General features: G+C 70.7%; 22 protein-coding genes and 1 tRNA gene. 14 read left to right on the top strand and 9 right to left on the bottom strand.

From position 1 onward, the window contains the following. The first annotated feature begins 260 nt into the window (after positions 1 to 260). The 3 genes from ACZBH1_RS09950 (at position 261) to ACZBH1_RS09940 (ending at position 3,122) form a co-directional block, all read left to right on the top strand. Positions 261 to 1,151, top strand: coding sequence for a class I SAM-dependent methyltransferase (locus tag ACZBH1_RS09950; RefSeq protein ID WP_463646283.1), 891 nt, complete (start codon positions 261 to 263; stop codon positions 1,149 to 1,151). A 35-nt stretch (positions 1,152 to 1,186) separates the two neighbouring features. Beyond that, on the top strand, positions 1,187 to 2,050 hold the full coding sequence (locus ACZBH1_RS09945) for an SMP-30/gluconolactonase/LRE family protein (RefSeq protein WP_452324711.1): 864 nt from the start codon (positions 1,187 to 1,189) through the stop codon (positions 2,048 to 2,050). A 232-nt stretch (positions 2,051 to 2,282) separates the two neighbouring features. Then, the gene (locus tag ACZBH1_RS09940; RefSeq protein WP_336394693.1) at positions 2,283 to 3,122 is read left to right on the top strand and encodes a hypothetical protein; all 840 of its coding nucleotides are present in this window, start codon (positions 2,283 to 2,285) and stop codon (positions 3,120 to 3,122) included. A 131-nt stretch (positions 3,123 to 3,253) separates the two neighbouring features. Here the strand turns inward: ACZBH1_RS09940 and ACZBH1_RS09935 are convergent. Next, positions 3,254 to 3,326: transfer RNA gene (locus ACZBH1_RS09935), tRNA-Arg, on the bottom strand. A gap of 121 nt (positions 3,327 to 3,447) precedes the next feature. After that, the gene (locus tag ACZBH1_RS09930) at positions 3,448 to 4,074 is read right to left on the bottom strand and encodes an asparagine synthase (RefSeq protein ID WP_336394692.1); all 627 of its coding nucleotides are present in this window, start codon (positions 4,072 to 4,074) and stop codon (positions 3,448 to 3,450) included. Between the two features lie 200 nt (positions 4,075 to 4,274). Here ACZBH1_RS09930 and ACZBH1_RS09925 point away from each other — a divergent pair, with 200 nt between their 5' ends. After that, positions 4,275 to 4,463, top strand: a complete 189-nt coding sequence (locus tag ACZBH1_RS09925) for a hypothetical protein (RefSeq protein ID WP_452324713.1) — start codon at positions 4,275 to 4,277, stop codon at positions 4,461 to 4,463. A gap of 66 nt (positions 4,464 to 4,529) precedes the next feature. On the opposite strand, the gene ACZBH1_RS09920 is transcribed toward ACZBH1_RS09925, so the two are convergent. The 5 genes from ACZBH1_RS09920 to ACZBH1_RS09900 all read right to left on the bottom strand — a co-directional run bounded on the left by ACZBH1_RS09920 (position 4,530) and on the right by ACZBH1_RS09900 (position 10,576). Continuing rightward, positions 4,530 to 5,474, bottom strand: coding sequence for an aldose 1-epimerase family protein (locus ACZBH1_RS09920; protein ID WP_463646282.1), 945 nt, complete (start codon positions 5,472 to 5,474; stop codon positions 4,530 to 4,532). 84 nt (positions 5,475 to 5,558) lie between these two features. Next, positions 5,559 to 7,070, bottom strand: coding sequence for an L-arabinose isomerase (araA, locus tag ACZBH1_RS09915; RefSeq protein WP_463646281.1), 1,512 nt, complete (start codon positions 7,068 to 7,070; stop codon positions 5,559 to 5,561). A gap of 17 nt (positions 7,071 to 7,087) precedes the next feature. Next, on the bottom strand, positions 7,088 to 8,701 hold the full coding sequence (locus ACZBH1_RS09910) for a xylulokinase (RefSeq protein ID WP_463646280.1): 1,614 nt from the start codon (positions 8,699 to 8,701) through the stop codon (positions 7,088 to 7,090). Further along, positions 8,698 to 9,480 (bottom strand): L-ribulose-5-phosphate 4-epimerase, encoded by a 783-nt coding sequence (locus ACZBH1_RS09905; RefSeq protein WP_463646279.1) that lies wholly within the window; start codon positions 9,478 to 9,480, stop codon positions 8,698 to 8,700. Before ACZBH1_RS09905 ends, ACZBH1_RS09910 begins: the two co-directional genes overlap by 4 nt. A gap of 94 nt (positions 9,481 to 9,574) precedes the next feature. Continuing rightward, the gene (locus tag ACZBH1_RS09900) at positions 9,575 to 10,576 is read right to left on the bottom strand and encodes a LacI family DNA-binding transcriptional regulator (RefSeq protein ID WP_463646278.1); all 1,002 of its coding nucleotides are present in this window, start codon (positions 10,574 to 10,576) and stop codon (positions 9,575 to 9,577) included. 283 nt (positions 10,577 to 10,859) lie between these two features. Here ACZBH1_RS09900 and ACZBH1_RS09895 point away from each other — a divergent pair, with 283 nt between their 5' ends. From ACZBH1_RS09895 to ACZBH1_RS09855, 9 genes are all read left to right on the top strand, one after another. Next, complete coding sequence (locus tag ACZBH1_RS09895) at positions 10,860 to 11,849, top strand: ABC transporter substrate-binding protein (protein WP_463646277.1); 990 nt, start codon at positions 10,860 to 10,862, stop codon at positions 11,847 to 11,849. A gap of 110 nt (positions 11,850 to 11,959) precedes the next feature. Next, complete coding sequence (locus ACZBH1_RS09890; protein ID WP_463646276.1) at positions 11,960 to 13,495, top strand: sugar ABC transporter ATP-binding protein; 1,536 nt, start codon at positions 11,960 to 11,962, stop codon at positions 13,493 to 13,495. After that, entirely contained in the window at positions 13,492 to 14,541 is a 1,050-nt protein-coding gene (locus ACZBH1_RS09885; RefSeq protein ID WP_336394683.1) for an ABC transporter permease, read from the top strand. The genes ACZBH1_RS09890 and ACZBH1_RS09885 overlap by 4 nt, the downstream gene beginning before the upstream one ends. Then, on the top strand, positions 14,538 to 15,557 hold the full coding sequence (locus ACZBH1_RS09880) for an ABC transporter permease subunit (protein WP_336394682.1): 1,020 nt from the start codon (positions 14,538 to 14,540) through the stop codon (positions 15,555 to 15,557). Before ACZBH1_RS09885 ends, ACZBH1_RS09880 begins: the two co-directional genes overlap by 4 nt. A 59-nt stretch (positions 15,558 to 15,616) precedes the next feature. Beyond that, complete coding sequence (locus ACZBH1_RS09875) at positions 15,617 to 17,134, top strand: sugar ABC transporter ATP-binding protein (RefSeq protein ID WP_336394681.1); 1,518 nt, start codon at positions 15,617 to 15,619, stop codon at positions 17,132 to 17,134. Continuing rightward, positions 17,127 to 18,161, top strand: a complete 1,035-nt coding sequence (locus ACZBH1_RS09870) for a LacI family DNA-binding transcriptional regulator (RefSeq protein ID WP_463646275.1) — start codon at positions 17,127 to 17,129, stop codon at positions 18,159 to 18,161. Before ACZBH1_RS09875 ends, ACZBH1_RS09870 begins: the two co-directional genes overlap by 8 nt. Positions 18,162 to 18,196: 35 nt before the next feature. Then, positions 18,197 to 19,138, top strand: a complete 942-nt coding sequence (locus ACZBH1_RS09865) for an oxygenase MpaB family protein (protein WP_463646274.1) — start codon at positions 18,197 to 18,199, stop codon at positions 19,136 to 19,138. 53 nt (positions 19,139 to 19,191) lie between these two features. Then, the gene (locus ACZBH1_RS09860; protein WP_463646273.1) at positions 19,192 to 20,043 is read left to right on the top strand and encodes an NAD-dependent epimerase/dehydratase family protein; all 852 of its coding nucleotides are present in this window, start codon (positions 19,192 to 19,194) and stop codon (positions 20,041 to 20,043) included. Beyond that, positions 20,040 to 20,636 carry a DnaJ family domain-containing protein gene (locus ACZBH1_RS09855; RefSeq protein ID WP_463646272.1) on the top strand — a complete coding sequence of 199 codons (597 nt, stop codon included), beginning with the start codon at positions 20,040 to 20,042 and terminating at the stop codon, positions 20,634 to 20,636. The genes ACZBH1_RS09860 and ACZBH1_RS09855 overlap by 4 nt, the downstream gene beginning before the upstream one ends. A 25-nt stretch (positions 20,637 to 20,661) precedes the next feature. Here the strand turns inward: ACZBH1_RS09855 and ACZBH1_RS09850 are convergent, their stop codons facing one another. Both ACZBH1_RS09850 and ACZBH1_RS09845 read right to left on the bottom strand, forming a co-directional pair. After that, on the bottom strand, positions 20,662 to 20,952 hold the full coding sequence (locus tag ACZBH1_RS09850; protein ID WP_463646271.1) for a DUF4287 domain-containing protein: 291 nt from the start codon (positions 20,950 to 20,952) through the stop codon (positions 20,662 to 20,664). A 13-nt stretch (positions 20,953 to 20,965) separates the two neighbouring features. After that, a complete protein-coding gene (locus tag ACZBH1_RS09845; RefSeq protein WP_336394675.1) occupies positions 20,966 to 21,349 on the bottom strand; it encodes a cupin domain-containing protein in 384 nt (127 codons plus the stop codon). A 71-nt stretch (positions 21,350 to 21,420) separates the two neighbouring features. Between ACZBH1_RS09845 and ACZBH1_RS09840 the strand changes: the two genes are divergently transcribed. Beyond that, positions 21,421 to 22,410, top strand: coding sequence for an ArsR/SmtB family transcription factor (locus ACZBH1_RS09840; RefSeq protein WP_336394674.1), 990 nt, complete (start codon positions 21,421 to 21,423; stop codon positions 22,408 to 22,410). Positions 22,411 to 22,466 lie beyond the last annotated feature (56 nt).

Raw genomic sequence — 22,466 nt, 5'->3', positions numbered from 1 at the left:
GGCGACCTGCAGCAGAAACAAGAAGAGGGGCCCTGGCGCCGATCGTGGCAGTCGCAATGCTCAACGGCCTCGCACCTGAGCGCTCCGCACTGGGGAGGCTGCCTGGATTCGCCGGCTCGGCCCTCGACCGGCGATCGCCACGTATGCGCGCTACCCGACGGACATGCGTGCGCTGCGGCCGTTGATCTCCCTCAACGGGTGCCCGAAGGAAGTAGCCGTGCCTTGGTCTGCGCGCGTGGCGCTGGCTACGCTCCTTGATCGTGATCTATCACGACCCTCTTGCATATCTGCTCGGCATCGAAGGGTCCGCTCTGCTCGACGCATGGGCCGGTGACCACGATCAAGCCTTCGTCGAAGACCGGGTCGCCGAGATCCGCCGATTGCTCGCCGACGGGAAACTCCAGAATCGTGGGGTGCTCGCGGAGCGCGTGGCCGCTGACGTCGCCTATCAGCAGCAAGCATCTGATTACGACGCGAATGCGGGCGGTGGCCTCTTCGCGATCGACGAGCCGGTCATCACCGAATGGCTGGCGCACCGCGAGGGTGGCGTCGCCCTGGATGCCGCGTGCGGCACAGGCCGATTCGCGCGGATCCTCGCCGACCTCGGCCACATCGTGATCGGCGTCGACGGGTCACAGGACATGCTCGAACTGGCTCGAGAGCGTGTCCCGGAGGGCGACTTCCACCTGGGATCAGTCGATCGACTGCCTCTCGCCGACCGATCGGTCGATGTGGTCGTGTGCGCGCTCGCGCTCGTCCACATCAGCGATCTCGGCCCGGTGTTCGCCGAGTTCGCCCGCGTGCTGCGCCCGGGTGGCGCGCTCCTCATCTCAGACGTGCATCGCGAGCTCACCACGATCGGCTCGGGCATCAAGGGTCTGGGACCCGACGGCGAGCGCCGCCTAGCCCCGGCATTCCGGCATCCCCTCGGCGACTATCTTCGGGCCGCGCTCGCCGCGGGACTCGAGCTGCGCGCCGTCGAGGAGCCCGCCCTCCACTGGGACGACTCGCCGCTGCCGAGGCCGAGCGCCGAGATCGGCGACTGGCCGGCGTGGCCATGGTCCCTGTTGGCATACGTACCTGACGCGGCGCGCGCGGTCTCCGGCCGTCCGCAGCTGCTCCTTCTGCACTTCGCTCAGCCTGCGTCTTGAGCCTGCGCCCTGCCCCCGGGAGAGTTGACCCTGGAATGACCGAGACCACGCCTCTGATTCAGCCGGGTGCACAGCTGGAGCGCCTGTACACCGGTATGGCGTGGGCCGAGGGACCGGTCTGGCTCCCGGATGCTGGAGCCGTGCGCTGGAGCGATATCCCGAACGACAGGATCCTGCAGTTCGACGCCGCGACCGGGGGCGTAGACGTGTATCGAGCCGGAGTCGAGTTCACGAACGGTCGGACCCTCGATCTCGAGGGTCGGGTCGTGCAGTGCTCGCACGGACTGCGCCGGATCGAGCGCGACGTCGACGGGGTCGTGACGCCGATCGTCGATCGGTGGGACGGTGTGCGCTTCAATTCGCCGAACGACGTGGTGGTCGCTTCGGACGGCGCGATCTGGTTCACCGATCCGCCCTACGGCATCCTTTCCGATCACGAAGGACACGCCGCGGCGCCCGAGTACGAAGGATGCTTCGTGTTCCGCTTCGACGAGCGGATGGGAGAGCTGCGGCCGGTGATCACCGATATGGTGCATCCGAACGGACTCGCGTTCTCACCGGACGAGACGGTCCTCTACGTGTCGGACACGGCAGGGGCCACGCAGCCGGGCGTCCCCCACCACATCCGCCGCTACCGCGTGCACGACGGCGCATGCGATCAGGGAGACACCTTCGCGCTGATCGAGGACGGAGTGTGCGACGGCCTGCGCGTCGACGCCCGCGGGCGCGTCTGGGCATCCAGCGCCACCGGCGTCGTCGTCTTCGATGCGGAGGGTGCCCGTGTCGGCGCGATCCCCGTTCCCGAGATCGTGTCCAACGTCTGCTTCGGCGGCGAGGACGGTACGACGCTTTACATCACCGCATCCACCAGCCTCTACCGCATCCACATCCACCTGTAACGCCGAGGACCGCGAGGTCCACTATGCGGATCGTCGTGGTTGGGGGCGACCTGGCACGTCGGGGATATCTGATCCCTGGGCTGGTCACAGACGGCGGTCGCCGGCCATGTCCAAGGACGAAGGGGACCGCAGCCTACGATCGCCGGGGTCGGCGATGGACCCTCGTGAGCGACCGCAGTCGGTGGCACGATGCATCGTGAACCGTCTCGGCCCGATCCGGACACTACTTGGTATGAGCGCAGACAACGAGATCATCAAGCGGTCGACCGACATCCCTTCCGCCGCTGCCGAACCATTCGAGGGAAACGGGAAGGTCGTCGGGGCGTTCCCCGCCTGGCGGGTCGGCGCGGACGCGGCGCAATCGAATGCCTTCGAGGCCTACGCGGACTTCCCTCGAGCTTCGGGAGACGCCGTGGCAACCATCGACCGGCACGCGGTACGCACCGTGTCCGCCCTCGCAGGCGTGGCGCTCCTCGTCGTGGCGCTCGCCGCCTGCGCGACGCCACCCGAGGCTTCCGTCAGCACCCCGCCGACCGCATCCAGCCCACCTCCGCCGAGGGGGACTCCTTCTTCGTCTGCCGCCCCTTCTGACGATGGGGCGACCGCCCTGGTGCTTCCGGGAGCGTGCGCAGACATCTACTCCGACGCGATGTTCGCCCACCTGACAGCCACGGCGCCGCCGCTCAACGATCCCCTGCATACCACGCCGTCCACGGAGCTGGCGGCCGGCCGGGAGGTACTCGAAGAGGCCCCGACTCTCCGGTGCACCTGGGGCGGGGCATCCGAGTACGGACTCTCGACCAACGTCACCATGGTGGATTCGGGGCAATCGACATCAGTCGCGCAGGCCGCCGTCGAGTCCGGGATGACGTGCAAGCAGCACGCCGAGGGCACGATCTGCCGGACCCGGGAGGACGTCTTCGTCGACGGGGAACTCTACGCCACCGTGGGAGAGACGCACTACTTCCGGGATACCGGCTGGGTCGCCACGCACTGGACCAACTTCGCGCCGGACGGTTACACGGAAGACATCGTCGCCACGTTGTGGCCGTCACTCGCGCCGACCGAGTAATCAACCGCGCGGCGCCGACGCTCGATCGTCGGATCCTGACTCCGTTGCCGCCAACCCAGCGATGGACCGCAGAAACAAGAAGAGCGCCGGCGAACCGGCGCTCTTCTCGAGGTCACTGTCTCAACACAGTGCGCGCCCGAAGGGACTCGAACCCCTAACCTTCTGATCCGTAGTCAGATGCTCTATCCATTGAGCTACGGGCGCATGTCGTTCGCAGCAGCGCACAACGTCGTCAAGAATACCTCACGGCCACCCACGGCGCGAATCGGCGGGAGGATGCCGGATTCCCGGGCGTGTCCGCCCCTCGCCGGCCGTCGCGCTGGCGTCAGGAGTCGAGCTCGCTGGCGTCGATGCCGGAGATGCGCGGAGAGGGAGTCGGGGTCGGGCCGGAGGGCGCGGCATCCGTCTTCGCATCCTGATGGCGCTTGTGGGAGGCCAGACGCGGGAGGTCGACCAGGCGGATCGACTGCATGCGCGCGGCCCGCATGCGGTCGTAGTCGGGGTCGAGCTCTGGTCGCATGCCCTCGACGCGCAGCCTTCGCTGGAGGTTGGCCTCGACGTCGCCCCAGGCGGCGTCGCGGGACTGCTCGATGAGCGTGCGCACCACGTGCGGGTCGTCGGCCATGCGACGCAGCGCGTGGGCGACGCCGGCGTACTGACGGCCCCTCCGGCGCAGGTTGCGGGTGTCGCGGTCGCGGTAGTCGTGCGTGCCGTCGGGGTCGGTGAACTTGCCCCAGGCCTTCTTGCGCTGGCTCCTCACGAGCGCGGCCGCCTGGTCCTGCTCGTCGGCCAGCGCGATCAGCGTCTCGTGGGCGAACGGCGTGAACGTCGCCACGTCGAACGGCGCGTCGTGTGCGATCGTCTCGACGAGGATCCGGTTGCGGATGGCCAGCCGAGCGGCGGCGGACGCGATGGACACCCCTTCGGCGATCGCCTCTGCGGTCTTGCCCATCGCACCTCCCTCGAAAAGGCTAGCGTCCGCCGGGCGTTCGCGAGTCCGGAAGAACGAGAGGCCGCGGGCGACGACGTCGACTCCCCTGCGCTGCCGCTCTAGCGGACCCGGGCCGGGGAATCAAGGCCCCCCTCTGAAAGCGGGGGTCCCACGTAGCGTCGGAGTCACATCCCTCTCGAGAGGAGTGACCGATGGGATTCATGGATGACGCCAAAGAGACGGCCGAGGCCGTCGGCGAAAAGGTCAAGCGTGGATTCGAAGACACGACAGATCGCATCGGCGACAAGGTCGACGAGATGAAGGCGGATGCCGAGGTTCGCAAAGCCGAGCGCGAGCGAGACTCGGTGAAGACGCGCAACGACATCAAGGAAGACCTGCGGGACAACTGACCCGCACCTGAAGAAGGCGGAGCCGCCCGGGGGGCCGGCTCCGCCTTCGTCAGGTCACGGCAGAGATCAGTCGATCGCGGCGATGCGCCAGGACGCGGTGACGGATGCCGCCGGCTCGATCTCGATGAGACCGGCGTCGTAGTCGTACGACGAGGCGTTGAAGGCATCCGGTGCGCACGTCATCGGCTCGACGGCGAGCCCGAGACGGCTCTGCGCCGGGTCGGGCTTGTCGGCGGTGTGCACCTGCACCCAGGGGCACGTGGCATCCCACGTCATCTGCACGCCGGAGCCCGCGGCATCCGTCACGCGAACCGTGGCGTAGCCGTCGGCATCGCGGATCAGTCCGGAGTACGCGTGGTCGATCTCGGCGGAGCCGATGACCCGCGGCGAGCGGAAGTCGAACCGCTCGGGGTCGTCGGCATCCACCGCGACCAGGCCGGTGGGGATGAGGCGGTCGGGGGTGACTGCGAGCACCTGAGCGGCGGGCAGCTCGAGCGTCCAGCCGTCGACGCGACCGTCCCCGGCAACGAGGTACGGGTGCGGCCCGGTCCCCCAGGGCGCCGGCTGCTCGCTCTCGTTGTGAGCGGTGACCGACTGCGTGAGGCCGTCAGGACCCAGCGAGAACGTCGTCGTGATGACCAGGCGCCACGGGTAGAACGTCTGCGGCTGGATGACGGCGGCGAGCGTCACGTGGTCGGGCCCCTTGTCGATGGCCTCGAAGTCGAGCCACGTCGCCAGGCCGTGCAGCGCGTGCGAGCGCGCCGGCTCAGTGAGGGGCAGCTGGAAGTCGCGGCCGCCGAACGAGTAGGTGCCGTCGACCACGCGGTTGGGCCACGGTGCGAGGGTCGCACCTCGATGCGCCGGACGCACCTCGTCGGCCTCGAACGGCACGACGAGGTCGCGGCCCCGGTAGGTGAGCGAGCGCAGCGTCGCACCGACGCTCGCGACGACGGCCTCGTAGTCACCCGCACGCAGCGCGTGCTGGGTTCCGGAAGCGGGGGGACGTGCCATGTGGGCTCCTTGCGGAAGGGGGCGGATGCCGCCAACCAGAGTAGCGGCGAGGTTCGGGGCGCTTCGAACTCGGGGATACGAAGGTCAGAGCCCCTGGGCGAGGCGGTAGTACGCCTGGTTCCAGCGCAGCTCGCGCTGGAAGCCGCGCACGGTGGTGTCCTCGTCGATGACGACGAGCTCGGTGGCGGCGATGTCGGCGAAGTCGCGGAACACCTCGATGCCGACCGCGGTGGTCATCACGGTGTGGTGTGCGGCGCCGGCGGCGAGCCAGCAGGCGGCGCTGGTGGCGAAGTCCGGTGCCGGCTTCCACACCGCCCGGCCCACGGGGAGCTTGGGCAGGTCGGGGGCGTCGACGTTCTCGACGACGTTGGCGACGAGGCGGAACCGGTCGCGCATGTCGCTCATCGCGACGACGAGCGCGGGGCCGGGGTCGGCGGTGAAGACCAGGCGCACCGGGTCGTCCTTGCCGCCGATGCCGAGCGCGTGCACCTCGAGACGCGGCTTCGCGGTGGTCAGCGACGGCGAGACCTCGAGCATGTGCGCGCCGAGGATCTTCTCGTCTCCGGCGACGAGGTCGTAGGTGTAGTCCTCCATCAGACTCGCCCCGCCGGGGAGGCCCGCACCCATGACGTTGGCGATCCGGACCAGGATCGCGGTCTTCCAGTCGCCCTCGGCGCCGAATCCGTACCCCTCGGCCATGAGCCGCTGCACCGCCAGGCCCGGCAGCTGCTTCAGCGCGCCGAGGTCCTCGAATGACGTGGTGAACGCGCCGAAGCCGCCCTCCTCGAGGAACGACCGCAGGCCGAGCTCGATGGCGGCGCCGTCGCGCAGTGACTGGTGGCGGTCGCCGTCGGGCCGCAGCTCGGCCGCGACGTCGTACTCATCGAGGTACGCCTGCACCAGCGCGTCGACATCCGCGTCGGTCTGGGCCTCCACGGCGGCGACGAGCTCGTTCACGCCCCACGTGTTCACCTGCACCCCGAACCGCAGCTCCGCCTCGGTCTTGTCGCCCTCGGTGACCGCGACGTAGCGCATGTTGTCGCCGAAGCGGGCGAGCTTGAGCGACCGCGACGCCGCCCAGCCTGCGGCGGCGCGCTGCCAGTCCTCCACCTGCTGCCGCACCGCCGGGTTGGAGACGTGACCCACGACCGTCTTGCGCGCCACACCCAGCCGGGTCTGGATGTACCCGAACTCGCGGTCGCCGTGCGCGGCCTGGTTCAGATTCATGAAGTCGAAGTCGATGTCGGCCCACGGCAGCTCCACGTTCGCCTGCGTGTGCAGGTGCAGCAGCGGCTTGCGGAGTGCGTCGAGTCCCGCGATCCACATCTTCGCCGGGCTGAACGTGTGCATCCACGCCACGACGCCGATGACGTCGTCGCGGGCGTTGACGTCGAGGGCGAGGCGGCGGATCGAGTCCGAGTCCTTCAGAACCGGCTTCCACACGACCTTGACCGGGAGGCCGGCCAGACCCTCGGCCACGGCCTGGGACTGCTCCGCGACCTGGCGCAGGGTCTCTTCGCCGTAGAGGTTCTGGCTGCCGGTGACGAACCAGACCTCGTAGGTGTCGAGCGAGGTGGACAGGGGCGTGCGGGTCATCGTTGTTCCTTCGGGTTTCAGAGAGCGGTGACCGCGGCGGCTTCGACGGCGAGGCCGGCTCGGTAGCGGTCGAGGTAGGCGGCGAACCCGGCGACGTCGGCGGGTTCCGGGTCGGCGGTCTCGACGGCGGCGTCGGCGAAGACCCGCGCGTCGAGATAGGACGACAGCGAGATGACGGATGCCTCGGCCGAGGCATCCGTGCTCGCCACCGCCCGCGCGTACGCGGCCAGCACGGCGATCCCCCACGCGCCGCCTTCGGAGGCGGTGTCGCCGACCGAGACGGGAGCGCCGAGCGCGCCCGCGAGGAAGCGCTGCGCGACGCCCGCGGTGCGGAACATGCCGCCGTGCGCGAACATGCGGTCGAGGCCGACCCCTTCGTCCTCGAGCACGCGCATGCCCAGCGCCAGCGTGCCGAAGACGCCGTAGAGGTGCGCGCGCATCGCATTCGCCAGCGTGAGCCGACTGTCGGGCGTGCGCACGAACAGCGGACGCCCCTCGGCGAGCCCGGCGATCGGCTCGCCGGCGAGGTGGTTGTAGGCCAGCAGCCCGCCGGCATCCGCCTCGCCTTCGAGCGCCTCGCGGAAGAGCGTCTCGTACACGGCGTCGTCGGCGAGCGGGCGACCGGACGCCTCGGCGAACCGCGCGAACATCCCCGCCCAGGCGGCGAGCTCGCTGGCGCCGTTGTTGCAGTGGACCATGGCCACCGCATCGCCGGAGGGGGTCGTCACGAGGTCGAGCTCGTGGTGCACGCGCTCGAGCGGCCGCTCGAGCACGACCATCGCGAAGATGCTCGTGCCCGCACTGACGTTGCCGGTCCGCGGGGCGACGGCGTTGGTCGCGACCATGCCGGTGCCGGCGTCGCCTTCGGGGGCGCAGAACGGGATGCCGGGGCGCAGCGCTCCGGACGGGTCGAGCAGCGCCGCCCCTTCGGCCGTCAGCGCGCCGGCGGCTTCTCCGGCGACGCGGATCTCGGGCAGGAGCTCCGCGACGCCGGCCACCGGCAGACGACCGGCGGCGAGGTCGTCGTAGCGTGCGAGCAGCGCGGTGTCGTAGCCGGCGGTCCCGGCGCCGATCGGGAACATCCCCGAGGCGTCTCCGACGCCGAGCACCTTCTCGCCCGTCAGCTTCCAGTGGACGTAGCCGGCGAGTGTGGTGGCGAACCGGAGGGCGGGGACGTGCGCCTCGCCGTCGATGACCGCCTGGTGCAGGTGTGCGATCGACCACCTCAGCGGGATGTTCACGCCGAACGCCTCGGTGAGCTCCGCCGCCGCGGCGCCGGTGTTCGTGTTGCGCCACGTGCGGAACGGCACGAGAAGCGCCCCCGCCTCGTCGAAGGCGAGATAGCCGTGCATCATCGCCGAGACGCCGATAGCCCCGAACGTCCCGGGCGCCACGCCGTGGCGCTGCCGGGCGTCGGAGACGAGCTCGGCGTACGCGTCCTGCAGCCCCGACCAGACCTCGTCGAGCGAATAGGTCCACAGGCCCGACTCGTAGCGGTTCTCCCACGCGTGCGAGCCCACGGCGAGCACGTTCGCCGGGTCGTCGGCATCCACGAGGCACGCCTTGATGCGGGTCGAGCCCAGTTCGATGCCGAGCGCCGTGCGCCCGGCCCGGATCGCGTCGGCGCTCACCGGCCGGCCTCTTCCGCACCGTCGTCGGCACCGCTGCGACGCTCGTCCGAGCTCTGACCGTAGACGTTCTGGTACCGGTCGTAGAGGCGGTCGATGGCCTCCTGCGGGATGGGGATGAGCGGGCCGGCCTCGCGGGCGTAGTGCACCGTGCGGGCGACGTCCTCGACCATGACGGCGGCCTTGACGGCGTCCTTCGCCGACACCCCGATCGTGAACGGTCCGTGGTTCTGCATCAGCACGGCGCGCGAGCGGTGTCCGGTGAGGGTCTCGACGATGCCGCGGCCGATGGAGTCGTCGCCGATGATGGCGAACGGCCCGACCGGGACGGGCCCACCGAACTCGTCGGCCATCGCGGTGATGACGCAGGGGATCTCCTCGCCGCGCGCGGCCCATGCCACCGCGAACGTCGAGTGGGTGTGCACGACTCCCCCGACCTCGGGCATGTGCCGGTAGACGTACGCGTGCGCGGCGGTGTCGCTCGACGGGCTGCGGTCGCTCCCCGGCGTTCCGGGGATGACGTCACCGTCGAGGTCGCAGAGGATCATGTTCTCCGGCGCGAGGTCGTCGTACGAGACGCCGGACGGCTTGATGACGAACAGGTCGGCTCCGGGCACGCGTCCCGACACGTTCCCGCCCGTCCACACGATCAGGCCGTATCGCACGAGCTCGGCGTGGAGCGACGCCACCTCGGCACGGACGGCGGCGATGGACGCCTCCACCTCGGCGGAGAACGAGGGCGGCGGCGTCGCCGGGTCGGGGCTGGTCACGGGGTCCTCCATCGGGTCTCGTGTCGAGAAGTCGGGCAGAGCGTCGCCCGGGACGCCATGTTACCGGTAACACCGACGATTCGGACCGGTTGTTCGACGCCCGCGTTCAGCGGGGCGGCGCTGTGGACGCCCGGACGACCAGCCGCGGGGGCGAGACGGCCGGCGCCGGTGCGCCGAGCACCTCGGCGACGGCACGGCGGGCCTCGCCGGCGAGATCGAGTCCGACGGTGGTGAGCGCGGGGCGATAGAACGCGGCATCCGGGTTGTCGTCGAATCCGGCGACGCTCACGTCGCCCGGGACGTCCAGCTGTGCGTGGCGCAGGCCCGCGATGAGCCCCAGGGCCATCTGGTCGTTGGCCACCGCGATGGCCGTCGGCCCCTCAAATGCCCTGACCGCGGCGGCCACCTCGCGCGCGATCGCCGCGCCGGCGGCGGCGGTCCAGTCGCCGCTCCATCGCCGGCCGGGCTCGATCCCCGCCTCGGCCAGCGCCCGCAGCGCGCCGGCCTCGCGAGAACGGGCCTCGAGCCAGTCGTCGGGACCGGCGACGCGTGCGATGCGCCGGTGGCCGAGGGCGAGCAGGTGCGTGACGGCGAGCGCCGCTCCCGCCTCCTGCGGGGAGGCGCCCTGCCCGGAGTGCAGTGCCGCGACGGCGATCCCGGCGTGCGCGTCCACCAGCGCGGGCAGCGTCGCGGCGTGCGGGGCCAGGACGATGAGCCCGTCGACCCCCTGCCCGAGCAGGCGATCGGCCGCGTCGCGGACGGATGCCTCGTCCGAGGCATCCGCGTATGCCGTCGCGATCCACCGCCCGGACTCGCGTGCGGCCGCCTCCAGCGCGGCGATGCCGACGGCCGGCCCGTACAGCGTCGCGTCGGACGCGATCACCCCGAAGGTGCGCGTGGTGCGCGTGCCGAGCGCTCGGGCGGCGTTGTTGACGCGGTACCCGAGATCGGCGATGGCGCGCAGGACGCGGTCCCGGGTCTCGGGCCGGATGTTCGGCTGCTCGTTGATGACGCGCGACACCGTCTGCGTCGAGACCCCCGCCGCGCGGGCGACGTCGCGCACGCCCACACGGCTGGACGACGGGGCACTCGCTCGCGGCTCGCTCATCGCGCTCACCCTATCCGCCTCGCCGCGCGGGCAGCCGCTGCCGCCGGTCGCGCGCCCAGCACCCTTTGCGACGGATGTTATCCCTCACTTCCACCGTTGCGCGAGGCTGTCCGGCCGGAGACGAATCTCATGCGCGGCTCTCGCGTTATGGAACTGTTACCGCTAACATCTTGCCAGCGACCGGAATGTGAGGGCTAACATCTCCAGCGTCGGAGTCGCACAGCAGCGACTCGCACAACAACGAGCCGGCAGCGATGCCGGACCAGAACGAGGAGGTTTTGGAATGAGCAGGAACAAGCTTCTCGCCGGGTTCGCGCTTCTGGGGGCCCTGGCCCTCACCGCGACCGGCTGCGCGAGCGGAGACGCTGACGGGGGCGACGCCGGGAGCGGCGGCGACGCGGTCATCACCGTCGGCTTCGCCCAGACCGGTTCGGAGTCGGGCTGGCGCTCGGCGAACACCGAGTCGATGAAGGAGGCCTTCTCGGCCGACAACGGCTTCGAGCTGGTCTTCAACGCGGCAGACAACGACACCGCTGCCCAGATCGCCGCCGTGCGCGATTTCATCAACCAGGGCGTCGACGCCATCGTCATCGCGCCGATCGTGGAGGACGGCTGGGACGACGTGCTGCAGGAGGCGGCGGATGCCGGCATCCCGGTTGTCCTCGAGGACCGCACCGTCTCGGCGCCCGACGACCTCTACGCGAGCTGGGTCGGCCTGGACTTCAAGAAGGAAGGCGTCATGGCCGGGGAGTGGGCGGCCGAGACGTTCGGCGACACCCCGACGAAGATGGTCGTGCTCGAGGGCACGACGGGATCGGCCCCCGCCAACGACCGCGCGGCGGGCTTCGACGAGGCCGTCGAAGGAACGGCGATCGAGAAGATCGACTCGCAGACGGGCGACTTCACCCGCGACGGCGGGAAGACCGTCATGGAGGGCTTCCTCCAGAAGTACGGCGCCGACGGCATCGACCTGGTCTATGCGCACAACGACGACATGGCGCTCGGCGCGATCGAGGCCATCGAGGCGGCGGGGGCAGAACCCGGCGTCGACATCCAGATCGTGTCGATCGATGCCGTCAAGGACGGCATGCAGGCGCTCGTCGACGGGAAGATCAACTACATCGTCGAGTGCAACCCGCTGCTCGGAGAGCTTGCGGCGGGACTCGTCAAGGACGTGCTCGCCGGCGAGGAGGTCGAGAAGGAGGTCTACGTCGAAGACCAGACCTTCACCCAGGAGCAGGCCGCCGAGGTCATCGACAGCCGTCCCTACTGATCGCCGGCGCATCGATCCTGTACCAAGGTAGGTCGAGAGCACCCCGCCGGGCGGCCCACGGGCCCCCGGCGGCGTGCCGACGATGAAGCCCGGAAAGGCAGCTGAGTCACATGTCCGCGGACACCGCAGTCCCGCCGGTCGTCGAGATGACCGGGATCACCATCCGATTCCCCGGTGTGCTCGCACTGGACGACGTCGATTTCTCGCTGCGCCCCGGCGAGGTCCACTCGCTCATGGGCGAGAACGGCGCAGGGAAGTCGACTCTCATCAAGGCCCTCACGGGGGTGTACCCGGTGGATGCCGGCGAGATCGTCGTCGGCGGGCGGCCGCGCCGATTCACCAGCACGGCCGACGCGCAGGACGCCGGGATCTCCACGGTGTATCAGGAGGTCAACCTCTGCGCGAACCTCTCCGTGGGAGAGAACGTGATGCTCGGCCACGAGCCGCGCACCGCCACCGGCATCGACTGGAAGGCCGCACATCGGCGGGCAGCCGACCAGCTGGAGAGCCTGGGGCTGAACCTCGACACCCGCTCCGCGCTGTCGAGCCATTCCATCGCCATCCAGCAGCTGATCGCGATCGCGCGCGCCATGGTGCTCGACGCGAAGGTCCTCATCCTGGATGAGCCGACGTCGAGCCTGGACCGCGGCGAGGTGGAGCAGCTGTTCGACGTGGTGCGGGAGCTGCGCGGCAAGGGTGTCGCGATCCTCTTCGTCAGCCACTTCCTCGACCAGATCTACGAGATCTCCGATCGCATCACCGTCCTGCGCAACGGGCGGCTCGTCGGCGAGTACGCGGTCGACGAGCTTCCGCGGGGCGAACTGGTCAGCAGGATGATCGGCCGCGAGCTCGACGAGCTCGCCGCGCTCGCCTCGGTGGCCGATCGCTCCATCGATCGCTCGGCGACCCCGGTGCTGCGCGCGACCGGTGTCGGCAGACGCGGGTCGCTCGAACCGGTCGACATCGAGGTGTACGAGGGAGAGGTCGTCGGCGTCGCGGGCCTGCTCGGATCCGGGCGGACGGAGCTGGTCCGACTCCTCTACGGAGCCGACCGCGCCGAGAGCGGCCGGATCGAGGTGAACGGCCGCCCGGCGAAGCACGCCACCCCTCGGCACGCCATCGAGAATCGGATCGCGTTCTCGTCGGAGAACCGCCGCGCCGAAGGCATCATCTCCGACCTGACGGTGGCGGAGAACATCGTGCTCGGCATCCAGGCCCGCCGCGGCGCGATGCGACGGATCCCCCAGAGCGAGGCGGATGCCATCGTCGCGGAGTACATCGCGGCCCTCGGCGTGCGCCCGGCCGATCCCGACATGCCCGCGGGGAACCTCTCCGGCGGCAACCAGCAGAAGGTCCTGCTCGCCCGGTGGCTGGCCACGGCGCCGGAGCTGATCGTCCTGGACGAGCCCACGCGGGGCATCGACGTCGGCGCCAAGGCCGACATCCAGCGCAAGGTCGCCGAGCTGAGCGCCCGAGGACTCTCCGTCATCTTCATCTCGTCGGAGCTCGAAGAGGTGCTGCGGATCGCGCAGCGCATCGTCGTGATGCGCGACCGGCGCAAGATCGGGGAGCTCGACAGCCGCGAGGTGGATCTCGACGGACTCATCGACTACATCGCCCACCAGACCGAGGAGAGCGCCGCATGAGAGCGATCATGAAGCACCGGCTGTTCTGGCCGGCGGCCGCGCTGGTGATCCTGATCGCGATCAACGCGATCGCGCGGCCGCAGTTCATCCTGGTGACCGTCCGGGACGGCGAGCTGTACGGGGCGCTCATCGACATCCTGCGCAACAGTGCGCCGCTGATGCTCGTGGCCCTGGGCATGACGATCGTGATCGCCACGCGCGGCATCGACCTCTCCGTCGGCGCCATCATGGCGGTCTCCGGCGCGGTCGCGCTGACGATCATCGACGCCTCGCCGGACCCGGGCGATCTCGGCACGGTGCTCGTCGCCCTGCTGGTGTCCCTCGCGGTCGCGCTGGTGCTCGGCGTGTGGAACGGGTTCCTCGTCGCGGTCGTCGGCATCCAGCCGATCATCGCCACCCTCGTGCTGATGCTCGCCGGGCGCGGGGTTGCCCTGCTGATCACGGAGGGATTCATCACGACGGTGAACAGCGAGCCGTACGAGTTCATCGCCACCGGCTACCTGCTCGCCCTGCCCTTCGCGTTCCTGATCTGGGTCGCGGCCGTCGCCGTGACAGGCCTCATGGAGCGGCGCACCGCGCTCGGCGTCCTGACGGAGGCCGTGGGCATCAATCCCGAGGCGAGCCGGCTGGCCGGCGTCCGCGCGCGCGGCATCGTGTTCGGCGCGTACGTGGTCAGCGGCCTGCTCGCCGGCATCGCCGGTGTCATCTACAGCTCCAACATCCGCGCAGCGGATGCGAACGCGGCAGGCCTCTTCATCGAGCTCTACGCGATCCTCGCGGTGGTGCTCGGCGGCACCTCTCTCATGGGAGGCAAGTTCACGATCGCCGGGACGGTCATCGGCGTGCTCACGATCCAGACCCTGGAGGCGACCATCCTGTTCCTCGGCGTGCCCTCCGCGCAGAGCCCCGTGTTCTTCGCCATCGTCGTCATCGTCGTCGTCCTCGTGCAGTCCCCGCGCCTTCATCGCTGGGCACGGGGGGCGCTGCGCGCGGCGCGCGCCCGCAACAGATCCGCGGCCGACGACCGGACGGGGGTCACGTCATGACCCGGAGCCTCGAGATGACGGCGCGTCGCACGGCGACCCCGTCGCGCTACGCCACCTTCATGAGCCGGCACGCCTCGCTGATGCCGACCTTCGCCGCCGTCGCGATCCTCCTCGTGCTGCTCGTCGGCGCGCAGTCCCGCTTCCCGCGCTTCCTCAGCCCCGGGAACATCTCCGCGCTGCTCCTGGATAACGCCTATCTCGTGGTGCTGGCCGTCGGCCTGACCTTCGTGATCCTCACCGGCGGCATCGACCTGTCGGTGGGATCGGTCATGGCCTTCACCGGCATCCTGGGAGCCAGCCTGCTCTCGCAGGGGGTGCCGGCGGCGATCGCGGTGCCGATCATGCTCGTCGCGGGAGCCGCCATCGGCCTGCTGATCGGCGTCCTCGTGCAGTACTTCGACGTCCAGCCCTTCATCGCGTCGCTCGCGGGCCTGTTCCTCGCCCGCGGCCTGGCCTTCGTGGTGAGCCTCTCGTCCATCCGCGTGGAGGATCCGGCGGTCCTGTGGCTGCAGCGCACGCGCTTCAGCCTCGGCGGGTGGTACATCACGCCGACCGGGATCATCGCGCTCGCCACGGTCGCGGTCGCATTCGTGGTGCTGCTCTGGACGCGCTTCGGCCGCACCGTCTACGCGATCGGCGGGAACGAGCAGTCCGCGCGACTCATGGGCCTGAGCGTCGCCCGCACGAAGATCGTGGTCTACGTGGTCAGCGGCGTCTGCGGCGGACTGGCCGGCCTGCTGCTCACGGCCTACTCCGGCGCCGGATACCCCCGCAACGGCATCGGCACCGAGCTCGACGCGATCGCGGCCGTGGTCATCGGAGGCACGCTGCTCACCGGCGGCACCGGCTATGTGCTCGGCTCGCTGATCGGCGTCTTGGTCTACGGCACGATCAAGAAGCTGATCTCGTTCATGGGCGCCGAGCAGGCGTGGACGCAGATCATCATCGGGGCGCTGCTGCTGGTGTTCATCGTGGTGCAGCGGGTGATCGTCGCACGCTCGCAGCGCCGAAGATAGGCGGTGACACCACGTCCGCGCACAGCGGTCGCGCCCCTCTCCGCCGGGATAATGGCCTGATGGAGATGGCGCGGCCGCTGCTGCAGCTCTCCGGGGCGACGGTGCGCTTCGGAGCGGATGCCGCGATCGACGGCGTCGACTTCCGGCTGTTCCCCGGCGAGGTCCATTCGCTGATGGGCGAGAACGGCGCCGGGAAGTCGACCCTCATCAAGGCGATCACGGGCGCCCTTCCGCTCGACGCCGGCGTGCTGACGCTGGGCGGCGAGGTGATGCGCTTCTCCTCCCCGCACGACGCCCAGCGCGCCGGGATCAGCACGGTCTACCAGGAGATCGACCTTCTCCCCAACGTGTCGGTGGCCGAGAACATCGCGCTCGGCCGGGAGCCGCGCAGAGCCGGGGCGATCGACTGGCGCCGCATGCGCCGCGAGGCCCACGATGCGCTGGCCGACCTCGGCCTCGACATCGACCCGGCGTCGCGGCTCGGCACCCACTCGCTCGCTGTGCAGCAGCTGGTCGCGATCGCGCGGGCGATCTCCGCCGACGTGCGCGTGCTCGTGCTGGACGAGCCGACGTCGAGCCTCGACCTGGACGAGGTCGCCGAGCTGTTCCGCGTCGTGCGCGATCTGAAGCAGCGCGGTGTCGCGATCCTGTTCGTGTCGCACTTCCTCGATCAGGTCTACGAGCTCTGCGATCGCGTCACGGTGCTGCGTGACGGCCGGTTCATCGGCGAGTACCTCACCCGGGAACTGCTGCGCATCGACCTCGTGCAGGCCATGCTGGGCCGGAGCGCCGCCGCCCTCACCGCCGCGCCCCGCGCGGAGGGCGCGCTCGAGGAGCGGCATCCGTCCCTCACCGCGCGAGGCGTCTCGGCCGGCGCGGGCATCCGCGACGCGGACGTCGAGCTGCACGAGGGCGACGTCCTCGGCGTGGCCGGGCTCCTCGGCTCGGGGCGGACCGAGCTGGCGCGCGCGATCACCGGCATCGACCGGATCGACAGCGGCGTCATCCGCATCGAGGGGTCCGGCAAGGCTCCGACCGGCCCCCGCTCGGCGATGTCGCTCGGCGTGGTCTACTCCTCCGAGAACCGCCGGACGGAGGGCATCATCAGCGAACTGAGCGTGCTCGAGAACATCACGCTGGCCCTGCAGGCCGACCGCGGGATGATGCGTCGCATCCCGCCGGCGCGGCAGCGCGAGCTGGCGGCGAGCTGGGTCGAGGCGCTCGACATCCGGCCGCCGGATCTCGATCGCCCCGCCGGCACGCTGTCCGGGGGCAACCAGCAGAAGGTGCTGCTCGCCCGCCTGCTCGCCCTCTCGCCGCGCGTGCTCGTGCTCGACGAGCCGACACGCGGGATCGACGTCGGAGCGAAGGTCGAGATCCAGAACCTGGTCGGGGAGATGGCGGCCAACGGGCTCTCGGTGATGTTCATCTCGGCGGAGCTCGAAGAGGTGCTGCGCGTCGGGCACCGGGTCGCCATCCTGCGCGACGGGCGCATCGTCGACACGCTGCCGTCCGACTCGCTGACCGTCGACTCCCTGCTCGCGCTCGTGGCCCGACCGGAAGAGCTCGATGACTGACCCGCGGGTGACGGCCGACGACGGATCCACGCGGGCCGCGAACATCTTCGACGTCGCCCGCCTCGCCGGCGTGTCGCACCAGACGGTGTCGCGCGTGATCAACGACCTGCCCAACGTGCGCCCGGCGACCCGAGCGCGCGTGGAGCAGGCCATCGCGCAGCTGCGCTACAGCCCCTCCCCTGCCGCCCGCGCCCTGGTCACCCGCCGGACGCGCACCATCGGCCTGGTCACGCCGGGCGTGCCGGACTACGGCCCCACGTCGATCGCGACCCACTTCAACTTCGCCGCCCGCGCCGCGCGGTACAGCGTCGACACGGTCAGTGCCGTGGATCCGGACCCCGCCGCGATCAAGGGCGTGGTGGAGGGGCTGCTGCGGCAGCGGGTCGACGCGATCGTGCTCATCGTCGTCGACATCGGGGTGCTCGAGGTGGTGCACGGCCTGGATCTGAGCATTCCGCTCGTCGCGGCGACGGCCACCGCCCGGCGCAGCCCCCACATCGTCTCGATCGACCAGTACCGCGGGGCGAGGTCGGCCGTGCGCCATCTCGCGGAGCTGGGCCACACCCGCATCCTCCACCTCGCCGGCCCCACCCGCGCACCCGATGCGCTGGAGCGCATCCGCGGGTGGCGCGACGAGCTGGCCGAGCGTCGGCTTCAGGTCGTCGAGCCCCGGCACGGCGACTGGTCGGCAGCCAGCGGGCATCGGGTGGGCCTGGACCTCGACATCGCGGCGGGATCGGCCGTTTTCGTGGGGAACGACCACATGGCGATCGGGCTGATGTCGGCGCTGCGGGAGCGGGGGCTGCGCGTGCCCGAGGACGTGAGCGTCGTGGGCTTCGACGACGTGCCCGAAGCGGGCTATCTCTACCCGCCGCTGACCACCGTCCGGCAGGACTTCGGCACCCTCGGCGAGCTGATCATGCAGAAGGTGCTGATCGCGGTGGAGGAGCCCGACAGCGTCACCGAGGACACCCCGATCCCGACGCACCTCATCATCCGGGAGTCCACCCGGGCGCCGTCCGCGTGAGCCCTCACCGCCGCGGGCCGTGGCACGCTGGAGCCATGGGCGCACGATCTCGCACCGAGGGCCGGCCGACGCTCCGCGCCCGGCTGCTGACGGCGCTCTCGGGTGATCCCGACGGCACGCCGGCGTGGGTGCGCGCCCTCGCCGACGGCGACGATGCGGGCTGGTTCGCGGACGGCGGCGCGGTGTGGACCGTGCACGCGGGAACGGGGACGTTCGTCGCCGGCATCCGTGCCCTGCTCCTCCAGGCGCTGCATCCGGGAGCGATGGCGGGCGTCCACGACTTCTCGCGCTACCGGGACGACCCCATCGGGCGCCTGACCGGCACAGTGCGGTGGATCATCTGCGTCACCTACGGATCGACCGCGCAGGCGGCCCGCGAGACGGGCCGCGTCGCGCGGCTGCACGAGCGCGTGCAGGGCTCGTACGAGTCGGCGTCGGGCACGCGATCGTACTCTGCAGCGGACGCCGATCTCGTCGACTGGGTGCACCTCGCCTTCACCGAGGCGTTCCTCGGCGCGCACGAGCGCTGGGGCGGCCCGATCCCGGGCGGGCCGGACGCGTACGTCCGCGAGTGGGCGCAGGCCGGTCGGCTCATGGGGCTCGACGACCCGCCGCTCACCGAGGCCGATCTGCACGCCCGCATGGACGGCTACCTCGCGCGCGGCGAGCTGCGCCGGGACGAACGCGTGGACGACGTCGTGCGGTTCCTCAGACGCGCGCCCTTCACCGGCATGATGCGCATCGCGTACCGGGTGCTGTTCGCCGCAGCGGTGGCGAGCCTTCCCGTCCGGTACCGGCGCCTGCTCGGCCTGCGCCGCACACCGCTGCCGGTCGTGACGGCGACGCGCCTCGTGCTGGCGGTCTCGGCGCGGGCGCTCGCCCGCGGTCCCCGCGCACAGGATTTCGCCCGCGACCGCCTGCGGCGTCTCGCCGGCGAGGAGTCGACGACTGCCGCCGCCCGGACCCCCGCTCCCTGACCGACTCGCTCGCATCCGCCCCGGTGGCACGCGGCGCATGGCACTCTGGGTGCATGCGTATCGCCCTCACCGGATCATCCGGAAAGCTCGGCTCGGTCGTCGCCCGCGAACTCCGCGCGGCGGGCTACGACGTGATCGGGATCGACGTCGTCGGCTCGCGCGGGCCCGACTTCGTGCAGGTCGATCTGACCGACTACGGCCAGGTCGTCGACGTCCTCGCCGGGGTGAACGACCGCCACGACGGATTCGACGCCGTCGTGCACCTGGGTGCGATCCCCGCCCCCGGCATCCGCTCGGATGTGGCGACGTTCCACAACAACATGAATGCGACGTTCAACGTGTTCTGGGCAGCCGTGCGGCTCGGCATCCGTCGCATCGTGTACGCGTCGAGCGAGACGGTGCTGGGTCTGCCCTTCGACGTGCCGCCGCCCTACATCCCGGTCGACGAGGAGTATCCGCCGCGCCCGGAGTCGGTGTACTCGCTCGTGAAGACCCTCGAAGAGCGCATGGCCGTCGAGCTCGTGCGCTGGCACCCGGACCTGTCGATCACCGGCCTGCGGTTCTCGAACGTGATGGTCCCCGAGGACTACGCGGAGTTCCCGTCGTACGACGACGACGCCCGCAAGCGCAAGTGGAACCTCTGGGGCTACATCGACGCGCGCGACGGGGCGCAGGCCGTGCAGCGCGCGCTCGAGGTGGCCCCGCCCGGGTTCGAGACCTACATCATCGCGGCCGCCGACACCGTGATGTCCCGCCCGAACGCCGAGCTCGTCGCCGAGGTGTTCCCCGGCGTGCAGACGCGCGAGTTCGCGGAGCACGACACGCTGCTCTCCATCGACAAGGCCCGCCGGCTGCTCGGCTACGAGCCCCGGCACTCCTGGCGGGACCACATCCCGGGATCATGACCGAGGGGCCCCGCGAAGCCGCTGAGCGCTACCGCTTCGAGAAGTGGCAGCGCGAGCACGGCCTCCTGCCCGACGAGGCCGAGGCGACGGATGCCGCAGATCAGCGGTCCGCGGCGACGCGGGCGTATTCGGCCGCCGACCGGGCGGCGGTCGTCGAGACCGCGATCCAGCAGGCGATCCGCCGGGGCGAGTTCGATGACCTGCCGGGCGCCGGCAAGCCGATCCCCGGGCTCGGCGAGAGCCATGACCCGGACTGGTGGATCCGCCGCAAGATCGAGACCGAGAAGCTCACGGGTCTCGGGCCCCCGGCTCTCACCCTGCGCGTGGAGAACGTCGAGCTGGACGACCGGCTCGACGAGCTGGCACGCGAGCAGGACGTGCGCGAGGCGGTCGAGGACTTCAACCGCCGCGTGATCGAAGCGCGCCGTCAGCTGCTCGGCGGTCCGCCTGTCGTCACCCCCACGCGCGACGTCGAGGCCGAGGTGGCCGCGTGGCGCGAGCGTCGCGACGCCCGCCTGGCGCGCTCTGAGGGCGTAGCGGATGCCGCGCCCGTGCGCCGTCATCCGTGGTGGCGTCGGCGGGGTCGCGAGTAGCGCTCCCCCGCCGGGCGCGGCGCGGTCAGCCGTTCGGATTCGTGGCCATGCCGTCGAGCCAGAGGGTGTTCGACGGGTCCGAGTGCGTCGTGTCGGTGCCGACGTGCCTGTCGCTGATCTGCGGTCCCTTGGTGATCACGTGCACCAGGGCCATGGCGTGACCGCGACCCAGACCGTAGTCGGCCGCGAGCCACTCGACGATGGGCGTGGCCTTTGTCGTCTCGTCGAAGCCCTTCTCGCGGGCCTTCTCGATGAGCTGCCGCGGGGTGAGGCCCGTCTTCTTCTCCATGTTGTCGAGGTATGCCTGGAACGACATGCGTGCTGTCCTTTCAGCGTCCGGTCGGGATGTCGAGCACTCCGGGAGCATCCTGCCACTCCTGGATGATGCGGTCGGAGGCGTGGATGCAGAGGATCCGCAGCCGTGTCTCACCGCAGTTCTTGAACCCGTGCCACTCCCCCGCGGGTGCGGTCGCGGTGTCGCCGGCCACGGCGTGGCTGACCTTGCCGGCGATCATGAGACGCGCCTCGCCCTCGAGCACGACCCACGTCTCGGCATAGGGATGGCGGTGGATGTCGGGACCCTGGCCGGGCTCGTTGTCGACGAAGAAGTACGACACCGCCGCGCCGTGCTCGGCACCGACGAACATGCGGTTGCGGCCGGCTCCGACGCGCAGGTCGGCGGCGCCGACCACGGCGGGAATCGTGGTGCTCATGGGGTGCTCCGTTCTGGTCAGCAGGTGCTTTCAGCATCGTCATCCGCAGCCGCGCCCCCTAGAGTTTCGATGTGGATCGAAAGTTCGTCGACTTCGTGCTCGCGCCGGACGATCTCACCGCCATCCGGTTCGGCGTCTCGCCGGGCCACGAGCTGTGCCATGCCGTGCGAGCGCTGCTGCGTCCCGACGAGCACCCTTTGCAGTGGGGCTGGCTGCGCACGACCCGCGGCGCGGTGCCGCGCGAGCACTTCGAGGTGCTCGCGCTCCTGATCAGGGAGGACGGGTACTTCCCCGACTTCCTCACGACGACGCCCTCCTGGGAGCTGACGCCCGATGCCGAGGCCGAGCGGCTCCGCGCCATCGACGACGAGCGGTTCCGCGTGGACATGACGAAGGTGCTGGTGCGCACGGACGGCGCGCGCAGGGTCGCGGTGCAGCACATGCTCGATCAGCCGGATCGCGCACGGGAGATGATCGCGCAGGCCTGGCTGGAGGTGTGGAATTCCGCCGTCGCGCCGGTGTGGCCTCAGCTGGAGCGCCTGCTGCGCGCCGATATCGCCGTGCGCTCGCGCCGGATCGCGGAGAGCGGCATCGGCGCGATGATCCAGACGCTCCACGATCGGGTCCAGTGGAGCGACGGCATGGTCCGCGTCACGATGCGCATCTGGAGCGAGGTGGTCGACTGCCGCGGCAGCGGACTCGTGCTCGTGCCGTCGGTGATGGGATCCACGGGCTGCAACGTGCTCACCGAGCCGCCCGCGCAGCCGACGCTCTTCTACCCCGCGCACGGGGTCACCGCGACCTGGGCGCGGGACGCGTCCGACGCGACGGCGGCCCTCGGCGCGCTGCTGGGACCTGCCCGCGCGCGGATCCTGCTCGAGGCGCACGAACCCCGGACGACCTCGCAGATCGCGCGGGACACCGCCGTGGCCCTCTCCACCGCTTCCCACCACCTCACCGTGCTGCGCGACGCGGGTCTCGTCGCGAGCTCGCGGGACGGCGCACGGGTGCTGCACCGACGCACCCCGCTCGGCGAGGCGATGGTCGGCGCGGCGCTCTGACCCGGTCGGTCTCGGTGGTTTGGGGCGCGTGCCGGGCGTGCGGGGCGCACGGCGTG

Source organism: Microbacterium sp. ZXT2-5 (assembly GCF_055329545.1).
The sequence above is the reverse complement of the archived record's forward strand: the minus strand, read 5'-3'. Positions and strand labels throughout refer to the sequence as shown.